This is a genomic window from Salinicola sp., assembly GCF_982684285.1.
Window position 1 is genome coordinate 1 of sequence record NZ_CEXLVS010000107.1, and the last position, 13518, is coordinate 13518.

At 64.5% G+C, this 13518-nt stretch carries 13 protein-coding genes; 10 read left to right on the top strand and 3 right to left on the bottom strand.

The window, feature by feature from the left end; all coding sequences use genetic code 11:
• The first annotated feature begins 102 nt into the window (after nucleotides 1-102).
• The 3 genes from AC3AYF_RS10915 to AC3AYF_RS10925 all read left to right on the top strand — a co-directional run bounded on the left by AC3AYF_RS10915 (nucleotide 103) and on the right by AC3AYF_RS10925 (nucleotide 3433).
• A complete protein-coding gene (locus AC3AYF_RS10915) occupies nucleotides 103-549 on the top strand; it encodes a peptidase associated/transthyretin-like domain-containing protein (protein ID WP_487779730.1) in 447 nt (148 codons plus the stop codon).
• A gap of 259 nt (nucleotides 550-808) precedes the next feature.
• Entirely contained in the window at nucleotides 809-1528 is a 720-nt protein-coding gene (locus tag AC3AYF_RS10920; RefSeq protein WP_110598559.1) for a winged helix-turn-helix domain-containing protein, read from the top strand.
• 270 nt (nucleotides 1529-1798) lie between these two features.
• On the top strand, nucleotides 1799-3433 hold the full coding sequence (locus tag AC3AYF_RS10925) for an ATP-binding protein (protein ID WP_295039287.1): 1635 nt from the start codon (nucleotides 1799-1801) through the stop codon (nucleotides 3431-3433).
• Nucleotides 3434-3475: 42 nt separating this feature from the next.
• Here the strand turns inward: AC3AYF_RS10925 and AC3AYF_RS10930 are convergent, their stop codons facing one another.
• Nucleotides 3476-4408, bottom strand: a complete 933-nt coding sequence (locus AC3AYF_RS10930; RefSeq protein WP_295039289.1) for a LysR family transcriptional regulator — start codon at nucleotides 4406-4408, stop codon at nucleotides 3476-3478.
• A gap of 125 nt (nucleotides 4409-4533) precedes the next feature.
• On the opposite strand from AC3AYF_RS10930, the gene metE reads away from it, so the two are divergent.
• The 3 genes from metE to AC3AYF_RS10945 all read left to right on the top strand — a co-directional run bounded on the left by metE (nucleotide 4534) and on the right by AC3AYF_RS10945 (nucleotide 8603).
• Nucleotides 4534-6822 carry a 5-methyltetrahydropteroyltriglutamate--homocysteine S-methyltransferase gene (metE, locus tag AC3AYF_RS10935; RefSeq protein ID WP_487779731.1) on the top strand — a complete coding sequence of 763 codons (2289 nt, stop codon included), beginning with the start codon at nucleotides 4534-4536 and terminating at the stop codon, nucleotides 6820-6822.
• 346 nt (nucleotides 6823-7168) lie between these two features.
• Nucleotides 7169-7960, top strand: coding sequence for a COG3650 family protein (locus AC3AYF_RS10940; RefSeq protein ID WP_295039293.1), 792 nt, complete (start codon nucleotides 7169-7171; stop codon nucleotides 7958-7960).
• 160 nt (nucleotides 7961-8120) lie between these two features.
• Nucleotides 8121-8603 (top strand): FMN-dependent NADH-azoreductase, encoded by a 483-nt coding sequence (locus AC3AYF_RS10945; RefSeq protein WP_487779732.1) that lies wholly within the window; start codon nucleotides 8121-8123, stop codon nucleotides 8601-8603.
• Between the two features lie 70 nt (nucleotides 8604-8673).
• On the opposite strand, the gene AC3AYF_RS10950 is transcribed toward AC3AYF_RS10945, so the two are convergent.
• Nucleotides 8674-9699 (bottom strand): metal-dependent hydrolase, encoded by a 1026-nt coding sequence (locus AC3AYF_RS10950; protein ID WP_295039296.1) that lies wholly within the window; start codon nucleotides 9697-9699, stop codon nucleotides 8674-8676.
• 170 nt (nucleotides 9700-9869) lie between these two features.
• On the opposite strand from AC3AYF_RS10950, the gene AC3AYF_RS10955 reads away from it, so the two are divergent.
• The 3 genes from AC3AYF_RS10955 (at nucleotide 9870) to AC3AYF_RS10965 (ending at nucleotide 11539) form a co-directional block, all read left to right on the top strand.
• A complete protein-coding gene (locus AC3AYF_RS10955; protein WP_295039298.1) occupies nucleotides 9870-10310 on the top strand; it encodes a VOC family protein in 441 nt (146 codons plus the stop codon).
• 4 nt (nucleotides 10311-10314) lie between these two features.
• Entirely contained in the window at nucleotides 10315-10788 is a 474-nt protein-coding gene (locus tag AC3AYF_RS10960) for a TspO/MBR family protein (protein ID WP_295039300.1), read from the top strand.
• Nucleotides 10789-10852: 64 nt separating this feature from the next.
• A complete protein-coding gene (locus AC3AYF_RS10965) occupies nucleotides 10853-11539 on the top strand; it encodes a uracil-DNA glycosylase family protein (RefSeq protein ID WP_149433582.1) in 687 nt (228 codons plus the stop codon).
• Between the two features lie 8 nt (nucleotides 11540-11547).
• On the opposite strand, the gene AC3AYF_RS10970 is transcribed toward AC3AYF_RS10965, so the two are convergent.
• On the bottom strand, nucleotides 11548-11949 hold the full coding sequence (locus tag AC3AYF_RS10970) for a DoxX family protein (protein ID WP_295039303.1): 402 nt from the start codon (nucleotides 11947-11949) through the stop codon (nucleotides 11548-11550).
• Between the two features lie 283 nt (nucleotides 11950-12232).
• On the opposite strand from AC3AYF_RS10970, the gene AC3AYF_RS10975 reads away from it, so the two are divergent.
• Nucleotides 12233-13372 (top strand): GGDEF domain-containing protein, encoded by a 1140-nt coding sequence (locus tag AC3AYF_RS10975; RefSeq protein ID WP_487779733.1) that lies wholly within the window; start codon nucleotides 12233-12235, stop codon nucleotides 13370-13372.
• The last annotated feature ends 146 nt before the right edge of the window (nucleotides 13373-13518 follow it).

Below are 13518 nucleotides of genomic sequence, written 5' to 3' on the forward strand. Positions count from 1 at the left end.
GTTTGAGCCTCGCCGAGGCGTACCACGCAGCTCAAAGCTTCATGGTGCACGTCGGCGCCATTCCGACGCGTGTTGACGAGCCTGTCGACGGGATCGTTCCAGATGCCCGACATCTTCGGTGGTTCCGGCAGCGACGAGGCCGTGGTGAAGCGCCAGATTCCCTTTCCGGCCGACGAGTACGCGAAGCTGGAGAAGAGCGGGACTTCCGCCGTGCAGGGGCGTTTGACCTATGAGACGTCCGATGGTCGGACGTTGATCGGCGCCGGCGAGACGGTGTCGGTAGCGCCTGCGACCCGCTATGCGGCCGAAGCTGCCGACGTGGCACTCTCGGGTCGCAAGATCGAACCGGCGGACCCGCGGGCCCGAGAGTACACGCACTACGCCAAGACCGACGACAACGGCTATTTCGTCGTGCGTGGCATCCCCTCCGGCGTCTTTTATGTCGCTGGCAGCGTGCTGCTCCCCGGCGGCGATTCGCGCAGCCCGATCATCATCAGGCAGGTCGAACTCGGGAAAGGGCAGACACGCGACGTGGACCTGAGCCGCTAGATCGTGAATTTCCACATGAATTCTAATTAATGGATTCGCCGGTTCACGATACTTGGTTACAAAGGGAACAATTCGGGTATGATGCTGTTTGATTCGCCATCTGCTTTATTTAAGCGTAGCGTCAGTTATCGTATCGCAGAACACCAACGCAGTTACGGTGCGTGATATTCGTTAGACTTAACGAGTCATTGGACGCCGTCGATTGCCGAATAATAAATGAAGACCGTGGTATGCAGGGTTTCGAGGCCAACTCAAAGGGATGGATGACAGCTTGGACAGCACTGCACATCAAGATCGCGTATTGATCATCGAAGACGACGAGCGTCTGGCACATCTGACGCGTGAGTATCTGGAGGCGAACGGGTTCCAGGTCGGGCTGGAGCACGATGGCGCGCATGGCGTGGAGCGCATCGTCGAGGAGCAGCCGGACATGGTGATCCTCGATCTGATGTTGCCCGGCGAGGATGGCCTGTCCATCTGCCGGCGGGCGCGTCCGCACTATGCCGGCCCCATCCTGATGCTGACGGCACGCACCGACGACATGGATCAGGTCCTGGGCCTGGAGATGGGGGCCGACGACTACGTCCCCAAGCCGGTTCAGCCCAGGGTCCTGCTGGCGCGCATGAGGGCGTTGATGCGCCGCGCCGACAGCCTGGTCTCTTCCAGTGGGGCGACGCGCCTGACCTTCGACAATCTGGTCATCGACAGCGCCACTCGCGAAGCCTGGCTGGAGGAGGAGCGGGTCGATCTCACCAGCGCCGAGTTCGATCTGCTCTGGCTGCTGGCCGACAATGCCGGCCGCGTGCTGACTCGCGAAGAGATTTTTTCCCAGCTGCGCGGCATCAAATACGATGGACAGGATCGCTCCATCGACGTGCGGGTCTCGCGTATTCGTCCCAAGATCGGTGACGACCCCAATCACCCCCACCGCATCAAGACCGTGCGGAGCAAAGGGTATCTGTTCGTGAGAGATAGCTGAAGCGGACCGGCAGCGGTCTCCGCTCGAGTTTCCCCGCGCCGTGATCCCGGCCGGTTCCCGGGCTATCGCGATCGGCACTGTCGCGCCTCGGCTTGCCACGCCCCGCGGGGGCGAGAGGCCGACCGTCGGGGCGCCTGCTGAGCGCGGGGCCCCGGGTGCCGTGCGGCGGGCATCGATCGCCTCCTGCAGAAAGCTCCCGTCTCCCCCGAGGGGCGGGCGACACTAGCCTTTCTGGCCATCCACGAAGCCGATTGCCGCGCGAGATTCAACATGCGTCGTTCCTTTACCGACAGCACTTTCTTTCGGTTCTACGTGTCGTTGCTGGCGGCACTGGTCATCACCTTCGCGCTGGTTCTGTTCGGCTTCCTGATGGTCGACAAGGTGCGCCAGGAGCACTATCGGGAAAATCTCGTCAGCGGCCCACTGGCGCTGCTTTCCGACCTCGTCTCCCGCCAACCGCTGTCGCAGCGGGACGACTGGCTGGCATCGATGGCATCGACGCTGGGCATGCCGTTGGGGCTGTTCAAGCTCGAGGACCTCTCGCTCAACTACTTCGAGCGGGCTCGCCTGCGCGAGAACCGCCCCGTCATCGAGTCGACCGACAAAGGCTGGCGCTCGCTCTATCAGTTGCCGCACTCCAAGTGGGTACTGGCGGCACGCATCAACAGTCTCAACGAGATGCAGCTTCGCGGCATCACCGAGGTGTTGCGGAGTTGGCTGAGCGGCGAGACGGAGGAGATCCAGGCTCGACGCTTCGAGCGGGTCAAACGGCAGTTCCACGTGCCGCTCGGTCTCTATACCGAGCCACCGACGGATGTCGACCCCATCCAGGCGACGCGACTCGACGCCGGCGAGGTCGTGGTGCGTCTCGAGACTGGGCTCAGCGCGCTCTATATTCACGCCAGGGTCGGGCCGGATCGGTGGTTGCGAATCGGTCCACTGCCCAGTTTCGAATCGATGCCGCTGTCGCTGGCGCTGGCGCTGCTGATCATGGTGCTCTCGACCCTGGCCGGGGCCATCTATCTCATCGTATGGGGCGTCGAAGGGCGCGTGGGCAGGCTGGAGCGTGCCGCGACGCGGATTGCCGCCGGGCATCTCAACTCGCGGGTACGGGTCGACAGCAACGATTTCGTCGGCCGTCTGGGCATGGCGCTCAACGGCATGGCCGCGCAGGTGCAGTCGCTGCTGCGCAGCCAGCAGGAGATGATTCGCGCCGTCTCCCACGAGTTGCGTACGCCGGTGGCGCGCATTCGCTTCGCGGTCCAGATGCTCGAGGATCTCAGCAAGGATGAGAGCGCCCAGCGCCAGCTGGCGGGGATCGACGAGGACATTTCCGAACTCGATCGATTGATCGACGAAATCCTCACCTACGCCAAGCTCGACAGCGAGAACGCACAGGGCGTCACGCTCAAGACGGAGAGCATGGAGTGCCGTGCGGTCGCCTGGCGAGTGCTGGACACGCTGAGCCCGCTGCATCCGCATCTCGAGCTCGGCGTCGCCGATGGCGAGGAGCTAGAGGTGGAAGCGGAACCGCGCTATCTGCAGCGCGCGGTGCAGAACCTGGTCGCCAATGCCTGCCGTCATGCCGAGAGTCGGGTCATGGTGACGGTCCACCGCGAGCCGAGAGCCGTCCGGATCGATGTCGAGGACGATGGTCCTGGCGTGCCGGAAGAGAAGCGTATCGCCATCTTCAAGCCATTCGCCCGACTGGACGACAGCCGAACGCGGCGCTCCGGCGGGTACGGACTGGGGCTCTCCATCGTGCAGAAGATCATGGCCTGGCACGGGGGGAACGTCGTGGTGGACCGCAGCGCCAGCCTGGGGGGCGCCCGGTTCAGCCTGCTGCTGCCGCTCCATGGGAGAGAGGCGATTCACCCGCTGAACTTCGACGAGGATTCGACCTGAGTACGACGACACGCCTTCCCATCCCGTGTCGCGCTGCTTCGTTCAGGCGGGTTCCGTCGAACCCGCCGGCTTGATGCCGCTGAGTACCGCAAACGACGTATCTCTTGCGGTGCGAATGAAGTCCTCCATCCACGGTAGCGACAGATTGTCCTCCCGGACCGCCGCGTATAGCGTGCTCCACACGCCGTCCTTGCCCAGTGGCAGCGCCTTGACGTAATCGCGCTCCAGATACTCTGTCAGCGCCCAGTTGGGCAGGGCGCACACCCCCCGCCCGCTGGCCACCAGCTGCATCATCATCACCGTGAGCTCCGCGCTGCGAATCTCCCTGGGCCGTGCGCCGACCGGGTCGAGAAACTGGGTGAAGACATCCAGCCGGGAATGGTCCACCGGATAGACGATGAGCGTTTCCTCGGCCAGATCCGCAGGCTCGACCCAGCTTCGGGTCGCCAGGGAGTGCTGTTTGGCCACGGCCAGCAGGCCCTCGTAGCGAAACAGCGGAGCATAGTGCACCCCCGGCAGCGGCTCCGGATTGTCGGTGATCACCAGGTCGAGGGCTTCGCGGGTCAGCCCGGGCAGCAGGTCGAAATTCTGGCCGCTGGGGATGTCGACCTCGACTTCCGGCCAGTGATTGCGGAAGTGATCGACGGTCGGCATCAGCCACTGGAAGCAGCTATGGCACTCGATCGCCATGTGCAGGCGTCCCTGTTCATGACCCGCCAGCCGGGCCAGGTCCCGCTCCGCCAGTCGCAACTGAGGCAGTACCTGTTCGGCCAGTGTCAGCAGGCGCTCCCCGGCCCGCGTGAACGACACCGGGCGCGTCTTGCGCGTGAACAGCGGCATGCCGAGACGCGACTCCAGATCCTTGATCTGGTGGGAAAGCGCCGATTGGGTCAGGTGGACGCGCTCCGCCGCTTCGACCAGGGAACCGGTATCGCGCAGGGCGATCAGCGTGCGGAGGTGGCGGAGTTCGAGCATGCTATGAATTTTGCTCACGTTGAGGATTAGATAAACGCGTTTGATTCAGGGTGCGCTGCCGGGGACACTGCCCGCCAAGCCATGATCTCCCTCATTCTAACCGCTAACTCCGAGAGACCCTACACATGACCACCCTGGTGCATACCCTGGGCTACCCGAGAATCGGTGCTCATCGAGAACTGAAGAAAGCCGTCGAAGCCTACTGGAAAGGTGAACTCGATCGCGATGGACTCGAACGGGAGGGGGCGCGCCTGCGCAGGGCGCACTGGCAGGACCAGATCGACGCGGGTCTGGACTTCGTGACGGTGGGCGACTTTGCCTTCTACGATCAGGTGCTCAACGCTTCCCTGCTGATCGGCGCCGTTCCGCCACGCTTCGGTGGCATCGACGGTGAGGTCGATCTCGACACCAGTTTCCGGATGGCGCGTGGACGCGCGCCCAGTGGCGAGCCGGCGGCGGCGTGCGAGATGACCAAGTATTTCGATACCAACTACCACTACCTCGTGCCGGAGCTATACCGGGGGCAGACGTTCCGTATCGCCAGCGAGCGGCTGTTCGAGGAGGTCGCCGAAGCCAGGGCCGAAGGGCATCCCGTCAAGGTGGCGCTGACGGGGCCCGTCACCTGGCTGTGGTTATCCAAGGCCAAGAGCGACGGGCTCGAGCGTCTCTCGCTGCTCGACGATCTCGTCGCCACCTACGACGAGATCCTGGGTCGCCTGGCAAGCGCGGGGGTCGAATGGGTGCAACTCGACGAGCCGGCGCTGGTTCAGGACTTGCCGGGCGAGTGGCAGGGCGCTTTCGAGTCGGCTTACCACAAGCTGCAGTCGACCCCGGTCAAGCTGCTGGTGGCAACCTACTTCGGTGGTCTCGGCGACAATCTGGGGTTGGCCGTTTCACTACCGGTCGAGGGGCTGCACGTGGATGTGGTGCGGGCGCCGCAGCAACTGAACGCGGTGCTCGACCGGCTACCGCCCTACAAGGTGCTCTCCGTGGGCGCCATCGACGGCCGCAACATCTGGCGTGCCGATCTGGCCCGACTTGCCGGCGAGCTCGAGGATGCCAAGGCACGCCTGGGCGACCGCCTGTGGCTGGCGCCAAGCTGCTCGCTGCTCCATGTCCCCGTCGATCTGGACAACGAAACCAGGCTCGATCCCGAACTGAAGAGCTGGCTGGCGTTCGCGCGGCAGAAGCTCGGCGAGGTGGTGACGCTTGCCCACGTGCTCGACGGTACCGAAACGGAAACGGATCACCAGCGCGTCGAGGACGCCAGCCGGGCCCTGTCGGCGCGCCGGGAGTCGCGGCGTATCCACAAGTCCCGGGTCGCCAAGCGTCTGGCCAGGGTGGGCGCCGCGGACACGCGCCGTGCCAACGTCTACCCGATACGTGCCACCGCCCAGCGAGAGCGCCTCGCCCTGCCGCTGTTCCCGACGACGACGATCGGCTCCTTCCCGCAGACGCAGGAGATCCGTGCGGCACGCCGTGACTTCAAGAAGGGCATCCTCGACGTGGCCGACTACGAAGCCCGCATGCGAGAGGAGATCGCGCTGGTCGTCGAGCACCAGGCGCAGTTGGGGCTCGATGTGCCGGTGCACGGCGAGGCCGAGCGTAACGACATGGTCGAGTACTTCGGCGAGCAGCTCGACGGCTTTGCCTTTACCCAGAACGGCTGGGTGCAGAGCTACGGCTCACGCTGCGTCAAGCCGCCGGTGATCTTCGGCGACGTGGAGCGGCCGGAGGCGATGACGGTGAGCTGGAGCGAATATGCCCAGTCGCTCACCGACAAGCCGATGAAGGGCATGTTGACCGGTCCGGTCACCATTCTGCAGTGGTCGTTCGTGCGCGACGATCAGCCGCGCGCCAAGACCTGCCGTCAGATCGCGCTGGCGCTGCGCGACGAGGTCGCCGATCTCGAGGGGGCGGGTATCGCGATCATCCAGATCGACGAGCCGGCACTGCGGGAGGGGCTGCCGCTGCGCCAGGCCGAGTGGCAGGCGTATCTCGACTGGGCGGTGGAGTGCTTCCAGTTGAGCGCTGCCGTGGCCGCCGACGAGACCCAGATCCACACCCACATGTGCTACGCCGAGTTCAACGACATCATTGGCGCCATCGCGGCCATGGATGCCGATGTCATCACCATCGAGACCTCGCGCTCCGACATGGAGTTGCTGGATGCGTTCCAGCACTTCGACTACCCCAACGAGATCGGACCCGGGGTCTACGACATTCACTCGCCGAACATCCCCGAGCGCGCCTGGATGGTCGATCTGATGGCCAAGGCAGCGGAGAAGATTCCGCCCGAGCGACTCTGGGTCAATCCGGACTGCGGCCTCAAGACGCGCGGTTGGGCCGAGGTGGAACCGGCGCTGGCCAACATGGTCGAGGCGGCCCGGGAGCTGAGGCAGCGCTACGCCTGAGGCGAGTGTCGAGGGATGAACGGGTTCATGGTCTGGCCCGCCGGCACGCCTGGCATGTTAGGCTGGACGTTGCGCCGCGAGACGATCTCGCGGCGCTTTTTTTATGACGGCTATCCGAGGGTGTTTACAAAACAGGCGAATGAAGACAAGGCAAGGCGAAATTGGACGAGAAAGCGGAATTTACAGGGCGTAGATGAGTATTTGACTCGCACCGCTCGCCCTTCGGGCCGTCCAGCGGACGTTCTGAACTGAAGTTCGGTGAGGTCAATTTCAACGCCGCATTGTCGAGTGCAGCCCTTTGGTAAACACTCTCTTCGTGTCCAGACACCTCTCGGGAACCTTGCTCATGTCCAACGCGCTCCAGGCTGGCAAAGACCGCCGCGCCTTCCTCGGTCGTTATCGCTCATCGCTCCGCTGGCTGGCGTTGCCGGCCGCTTCGCTTCTGCTGACGGCGTGTGCCGGCGGCGGGCAGCACCAGGAGATGAAGCCCACCGCGCCCTCGGCGGGCCTGGCTGCGCTCAAGTCGCCGCTGATGCCGAGTGCCTTCTTCGCCGATGGCGGCGAGACGTTCACCGCCTGGCGCTGCACGCCGTCCCAGGATCTGGTCACCACCACGCCCGACGACAGCCGACTGCGATTGTGGACCGCCCTGGGCGAGACGGAACTGCCGAGCGCCGTGGTGGGCTCCGGCTCCCGCTACGAACTCGGCGGGGTCTCGTTCTGGCGTCAGGGGCGCGATGCCCGTGTCGAGAGCGACAACGGCCGGCTGGTCTGCACGCTGGCCAGCGAGCGCCAGACGACGACCCGCAAAGCGCATCCGGACACCATCTTCTACGCCAGCGGCAACGAGCCCGGCTGGAACGTCTCCCTCGACCGCAACAGCCATTCGCTGACGCTGGTATCCGATTACGGCCAGGCCACCGATACGTTCGATTATCGTGTCGCCTCGGTGAAGAACGGCGGCGATGCGCGCATGATCCTGGTCAGCGACAGCGGCCGGTATCCCATGGAGCTCGATCTGCGCGCCGGCGCCTGTTTCGATGACATGAGCGGCCAGCCATGGCCGGTCAGGGTGACACTACGTTACGGGGAGCGTGAGTTCCAGGGGTGCGGGCAGGGTGTCGAGGCCAGCCGCTGAGCGACCAGGGTCATGCGGCGGTAACGAACGAAATTATCGAACGCTCAATGCTATTTTTAGCGATTTTCATTTCATGGAGTGCAATGAATAATCCCAGCAACGCTTGCCGGTCATCGACGGCATCTTGGTTGGGTATGACTTCAGCATTGGAGACGGCTTCATGACACGACGTGTTCTTCTCATCACCAGTTCCATCTTCGGCGAGGGTGGCCAGTCCCGGGCGCTGGCGGAATCGTTCAAGGCTGCCTTGCAGGGGCGTGACGTCGAGTTGCTGTCCGAGATCGATGCCTGCGATCTCCTGGTGCTGGCGGTGCCGCTCTACAACCTGGGCATTCCGAGCCAGCTCAAGTCATGGTTCGACCGCATCCTGCGCGCCGGCAGGACCTTCCAGTACACTGCCAATGGCCCGGTAGGCCTGCTGGAGGGCAAGTCGGGGCTGATTCTGGCGGCTCGCGGTGGCATGTACGCCGGCACCGAGATGGACTCGCAGACGCCCCACCTCAGGCACATGCTGGCCCTGATCGGCATCAAGGACGTCGACGCCATCTACGCCGAGGGCCTGAACATGGGCGACGAGCGCAAGCAGCAGTCGCTGACCGAAGCCAGGCAGGCGATCGGCCACTACGTCGACTCGCATTTCTGATCGTCGGATCGCGCTCCAGCGTCGACCAGAACCGCCCGCCATCGATGGACGATAGCGGGCGGTTCTCGTTTCACTCGGGGGCGGTGATCGGCTCCACCCGCGGCGAGGTGATTCGCGCCAGCAGACGTTGCATGACGGCCCGCTCCGGCCGGCCCGAACTCGAGCGCTCGCTGGCCATGGGCCGCCACTTGCCGTCATCACCGCGTTCGGCAATCGAGAAGGTGAAGGGGTGGGTTCCCGGCACGCCCAGGCGAATATCGGTGGCCAGCAGTCTCTCCCTTCCCGCCTCCCGGCGGATGTCGTAACGCAGGAACGGGCCGCTGAACCAGGCCAGGCGCCGGCCATCCCGTGTCCGCTGTGCGGCCTCTTGCCATTCGTCGCCCAGTGGCCAGGGTGCCAGCGTCGGCGGGCTGTCGCCGTCCAGCAGGCTGACCCAGCCTTCGTAGGCCGCACCGTCATGAATGACGGTGACGCGCCACAGCAGGGTGGTGAGGGGGGCCGGTTGAACCAGGATGGGGTCGTCGCTCATGCCCCGCTGGGCCAGGAAGGGCGCGAGCCGTTGCTCGACGAACGCCTGGGCACCCAGGCTGAAACCGATGTAAAGACACGAGACTCCCAGTAGCGCGGCCAGGAGCCGACGGGCAGCGGGGCGTATGGCGAAGACGATCACCCCGGTCAGCAGGGGCAGCGTGTAGAGCGGGTCGATGATGAACAGCGTATGCCAGCTGACCGGCCGCAGCGGGATCGGCCACAGCAACTGGGTGCCATAGGTCGTGAAGGCATCGAGTAACGGGTGGGTCGCCAGGCAGAGGGTGAACAGCCACCACCAGTGCCAGAATGAGGCGAGATCGCGCGTGCGTGACCATCGCGCGGCGAGCCCGGCGCAAAGCGTCGCGACACCGGTCAGCACGATCAGCGAGTGGCTGAAGCCGCGATGGCGGGTGTAGTCGGCAACGGCGTCTCCGTAATCGATCAACACGTCGAGATCCGGCAGGGTCCCGAGGGCGGCCCCGATCAACAGCGCGCGCCGGCCGAGTCGAGGCATGACCACACCGCCGATGGCGGCGCCCAGGCAGGCTTGGGTAACGGAGTCCATACGATCTCCTTGTCGGGGCGTTCGTGAGTGAAGGGGCTGCCGAACGTCGCAGTTTGTGCGAGGTTGGCTGCCACGTCGACTCGAACGTGGCGAGGGGGCGTCATTCACCGATCGGCGCTGGTGGTCTACCATTGGATGGTCCAACACACTGACGAATCAGGAACAAATTCATGGAATACCTGCATACGATGGTTCGCGTCGCCGATCTCGACGCGTCACTGCATTTCTACTGCGACTTGCTGGGCCTGCAGGAAGTATCACGCAAGGAGAGCGAGAAGGGGCGTTTTACGCTGGTCTTCCTGGCCACGCCCAACGACACGCCGCGCGCCAAGACCGAGCAATCGCCGATGGTCGAACTGACCTACAACTGGGATCCGGAAACCTACACCGGCGGTCGCAATTTCGGCCATCTGGCCTATCGGGTCGATGATATCTACGCACTCTGCGAGAAGCTGCAGGCGGGTGGCGTGACCATCAACCGGCCGCCACGAGACGGGCACATGGCGTTCGTTCGCTCCCCCGACGGCATTTCGATCGAACTGCTCCAGAAAGGCGAGGCGCAAGCCCCGAAGGAGCCCTGGGCTTCGATGGAAAACAGCGGCAGCTGGTGACGCCGTGAATCGCTCGACACGCATCTTCCTCGGCTGGCTGCTGCTGGTGGCGATCGCTGCCAGCAGCGGCATCCTGGCGCCGCCCGGCGAGTGGTACGCTGCGCTCGCCAAGCCGCCCCTGACGCCACCGGACTGGCTGTTTCCGGCGGCCTGGACGCTGCTCTACCTGATGATGGCGGTCGCGGCGACGAAAGTGACGTTGGCGGCACCGCCCGGTGCACGTCGTTCTGCCGTGGCGCCATTCGTCCTCCAGCTCGTCGCCAACGGCCTGTGGTCGTGGCTGTTCTTCGCCGCGCACTGGATGCTGATCGGGCTGCTGGACCTGCTGCTGCTGTGGGGGTTGATCGTGTGGACGATCGTGACGTTCTCCCGCCATTCACGCTTCGCCGCCGGCTTGTTGGTGCCCTACCTGGTATGGGTGAGCTTCGCCGCCTATCTCAACGCGGGGGTACTGGTACTCAACGCGCCATGGAACTGATATCGCGGCGATCCCCGGCAGCCACGGCTCCCCGTCGCAGCGGCCGGACGCTTCAGGAGCCATCATGAGCCAGGCAACACGATCGATACCCGCCGATATCGAACACGCCATGCGCCGCGAGGCAGCCGAGCTCGAGCGGCTGGATCGGGAGGTTTATCGCCAGTACGACCGCGATCCTCTGGCGCCAATCGTCGGCCTGGGGCCCAGGCAGGCGAGGCTGGCCGTCTTCGGGCGCGACCCCGGCAAGCGAGAGGTCGAGATGGGGCTGCCGTTCGTCGGTGCCGGTGGGCAGAAGGTCCGTGAGGCGCTCTACCGGCACCGGCATGGACGGCCGATGCCGGATTTCGACGCTTCGCTGGAGGTGGGGGAGGATCTTTACTGGATCAACACCGTCCCCTACAAGCCGCTGGGCAACAAGGCCTGGCCGATGGCGGTGAAGCGGCGGTTCCAGCCGCTGATAGCGGCACTGCTGACGCAGCAGTGGTCCGGCGAGCATGTCATCACGCTCGGACGGGAAGCCTTCCACTGGTTCGGGATCGGCCAGTCGCGCGAGATTCGCGATGGGCTGGAGGCCTTCTGGTCCCGGGAGGATCGCTTCACCGCGACCTGCGTCACGGAGCTGACGCTATCGACCGGCGAGTCCAGACGCTTCACCCTCGCGCCGCTTCCACACCCCTCGCCACTCAACCAGCGCTGGTTCAAGCGCTTCCCCGAGCTGCTGGACCGGCGCCTGTCGGCGCTGGGGGCCTGAACCGCTGCCTAGTCCGGGCGGGCCGCCATGCGTCCGCTTCCCAGGAACATGATCGCCAGGGCGCCGAACAGGAACATGCCCTGCAGTTCCAGCGTCCATCCCCCCTGGCTGTTGAGCGTCCACAGCTGCGAGGTGTGAACCAGGATCAGCGCCACGATCATGTTGACTGCCATCAGTAGCCCGCCAATGCGCGCTTGCCAGCCGACGATCGCCATCAGCGGCGCGACGATCTCGCCCACCAGGACCCCGTAGACGATGAAGGAGGGCAGCCCCATCCCCGATAGCTGGTGGGCGATGCCATTCAGACTGGTCGGATCCATCAGCTTGCTGACGCCGTGCAGCAGTATCAGGACGCCGACGCACAGACGCAGCAGAAGCTTGCCCAGATCATCGTTTTGCAGGAAGCGCATAAGGGGTTCCGTATTGTCCAAGGTTCCAGTGCCTTATCGGCGCGCATAGGCTAACAGACTTGCGCGAGATTCGTGGCGCGAGGATATTGGTATCGTTTTGTAAGCGTGGGACTACACAAGCCATGGCGATTCTGACAATGTCCCCGATCACCGAAAACGGTGATACTTGAATCGAGTCTCTGGTGAGAGGGAGTCTTGTCAGTCGGATCGATGTTTCCACTGGCGCCGGCCCGAGCAGAGTCCTCGTCAAAGGGTCCTACCCAAGCACAATAACGAGTCGCAAATGCGGAGCCAGTTCTTCTCTCTTTGGCGAAAATGCACCAAGGCACCCGACTCCCTCCCGGCGGAGCGTCGGCGCAGCTTCGAGATCATGGCCGAAATCTATCTGCTGGCGCTCTGCGTGCAGTTGATGCTCGCTCCCATGCTGTTTCTCGTTGGCCGTCCGATCCTCGGCTGGCTCAATCTGGTCTGTCTTGCAGGCTACGTGGTGGCGCTGTTTCTGCATCGCCGGCTGTTCGTGGCGACCGCGCTGGCGGTCAAGCTGAGCACTTTCCTGATGTTCGTCATCGTCGGTGTCGTCATCACCGCCAATCAGGCCAGTCTGGTCTACTTCCTGCTGTTTGCCGAAGTCGAAATGATGCTTGCCGACCTCAGGCGTCGCACCAAGGTCATCGCGACCGGCTGTCTCGTCGCGTTCTCTCTCGGTGTCCTCCATCTGCCCCCGTTGCCCGGCACCCCCCTGCGTACCTCCGGCGTCGATACGTTTCTTGCCGAACTGGGCCTGGGGCTGGTCTTCATCATGCTGTGCATCGTGATCCTGCGCATGCTGGCGATCACCGACCACCATGAGCATCGCTACCGACGCGATGCCATGCATGACTCGCTGACGCGGGTACTCAATCGACGCGCGATCTTCGAGCGGGCCTCCAACTACTGGAAGACCAACCGCGAATTTGCCGTGGCGCTGGTGGATGCCGACCGCTTCAAGGAGATCAACGACAACCACGGGCACTCGGCCGGCGATGCCGTACTTCGCCACCTGGCCGGCCTGCTGCGGGGGACGCTGCGCAGTGACGACAGCGTCGGCCGGGTCGGCGGAGAGGAGTTCCTGATATTGTTGCCCGATGCCGGCAAAAGCCAGGGCATCGAAGCCGCCATGCGCATTCGCGATCGATTGGCGCGTCACCCCTGCCGGCTCGACGGCACCGCATTGCCGGTGACGCTGTCGATGGGAATCGCCACCTCCGAGGAGGGGCTGCATCTGCGCGACCTGATCGAACTGGCCGATCGGCGACTCTATGCCGCCAAATCCGCCGGGCGCGATCAAGTGGTGGCCGAAGGACACGCCGATGCCGCGACATCACGCAATTCGCAGCGCCTCGCCCAGGGCGTCGAACGGGCGCTGGAGGCGGATCGCGTCTGACGGGAGTCGCGACCGGATGCTCTGCTTCGGGACGCGCCGCCGGATGCCGTCAGCGCGGGTCAGCGGTTCAGTGTCAGTCGCGACAGCCCGCGCTGGACCAGCGTCGCCACGGTGGTCGCCACCGGTGTGCACAGAACCCACGGCAG

What these genes read in the sequence shown, in the direction of transcription:
- AC3AYF_RS10950 (WP_295039296.1), bottom strand. Translation starts at nt 9,699, where the DNA reads ATGGACTCCGTTACCCAAGCCTGCCTGGGCGCCGCCATCGGCGGTGTG.
- AC3AYF_RS10930 (WP_295039289.1), bottom strand. Translation starts at nt 4,408, where the DNA reads ATGCTCGAACTCCGCCACCTCCGCACGCTGATCGCCCTGCGCGATACC.
- AC3AYF_RS10925 (WP_295039287.1), top strand. Translation starts at nt 1,799, where the DNA reads ATGCGTCGTTCCTTTACCGACAGCACTTTCTTTCGGTTCTACGTGTCG.
- AC3AYF_RS10920 (WP_110598559.1), top strand. Translation starts at nt 809, where the DNA reads ATGGATGACAGCTTGGACAGCACTGCACATCAAGATCGCGTATTGATC.
- AC3AYF_RS10975 (WP_487779733.1), top strand. Translation starts at nt 12,233, where the DNA reads ATGCGGAGCCAGTTCTTCTCTCTTTGGCGAAAATGCACCAAGGCACCC.
- AC3AYF_RS10965 (WP_149433582.1), top strand. Translation starts at nt 10,853, where the DNA reads ATGAGCCAGGCAACACGATCGATACCCGCCGATATCGAACACGCCATG.
- AC3AYF_RS10945 (WP_487779732.1), top strand. Translation starts at nt 8,121, where the DNA reads ATGACACGACGTGTTCTTCTCATCACCAGTTCCATCTTCGGCGAGGGT.
- metE (WP_487779731.1), top strand. Translation starts at nt 4,534, where the DNA reads ATGACCACCCTGGTGCATACCCTGGGCTACCCGAGAATCGGTGCTCAT.
- AC3AYF_RS10955 (WP_295039298.1), top strand. Translation starts at nt 9,870, where the DNA reads ATGGAATACCTGCATACGATGGTTCGCGTCGCCGATCTCGACGCGTCA.
- AC3AYF_RS10940 (WP_295039293.1), top strand. Translation starts at nt 7,169, where the DNA reads ATGTCCAACGCGCTCCAGGCTGGCAAAGACCGCCGCGCCTTCCTCGGT.
- AC3AYF_RS10915 (WP_487779730.1), top strand. Translation starts at nt 103, where the DNA reads ATGCCCGACATCTTCGGTGGTTCCGGCAGCGACGAGGCCGTGGTGAAG.
- AC3AYF_RS10970 (WP_295039303.1), bottom strand. Translation starts at nt 11,949, where the DNA reads ATGCGCTTCCTGCAAAACGATGATCTGGGCAAGCTTCTGCTGCGTCTG.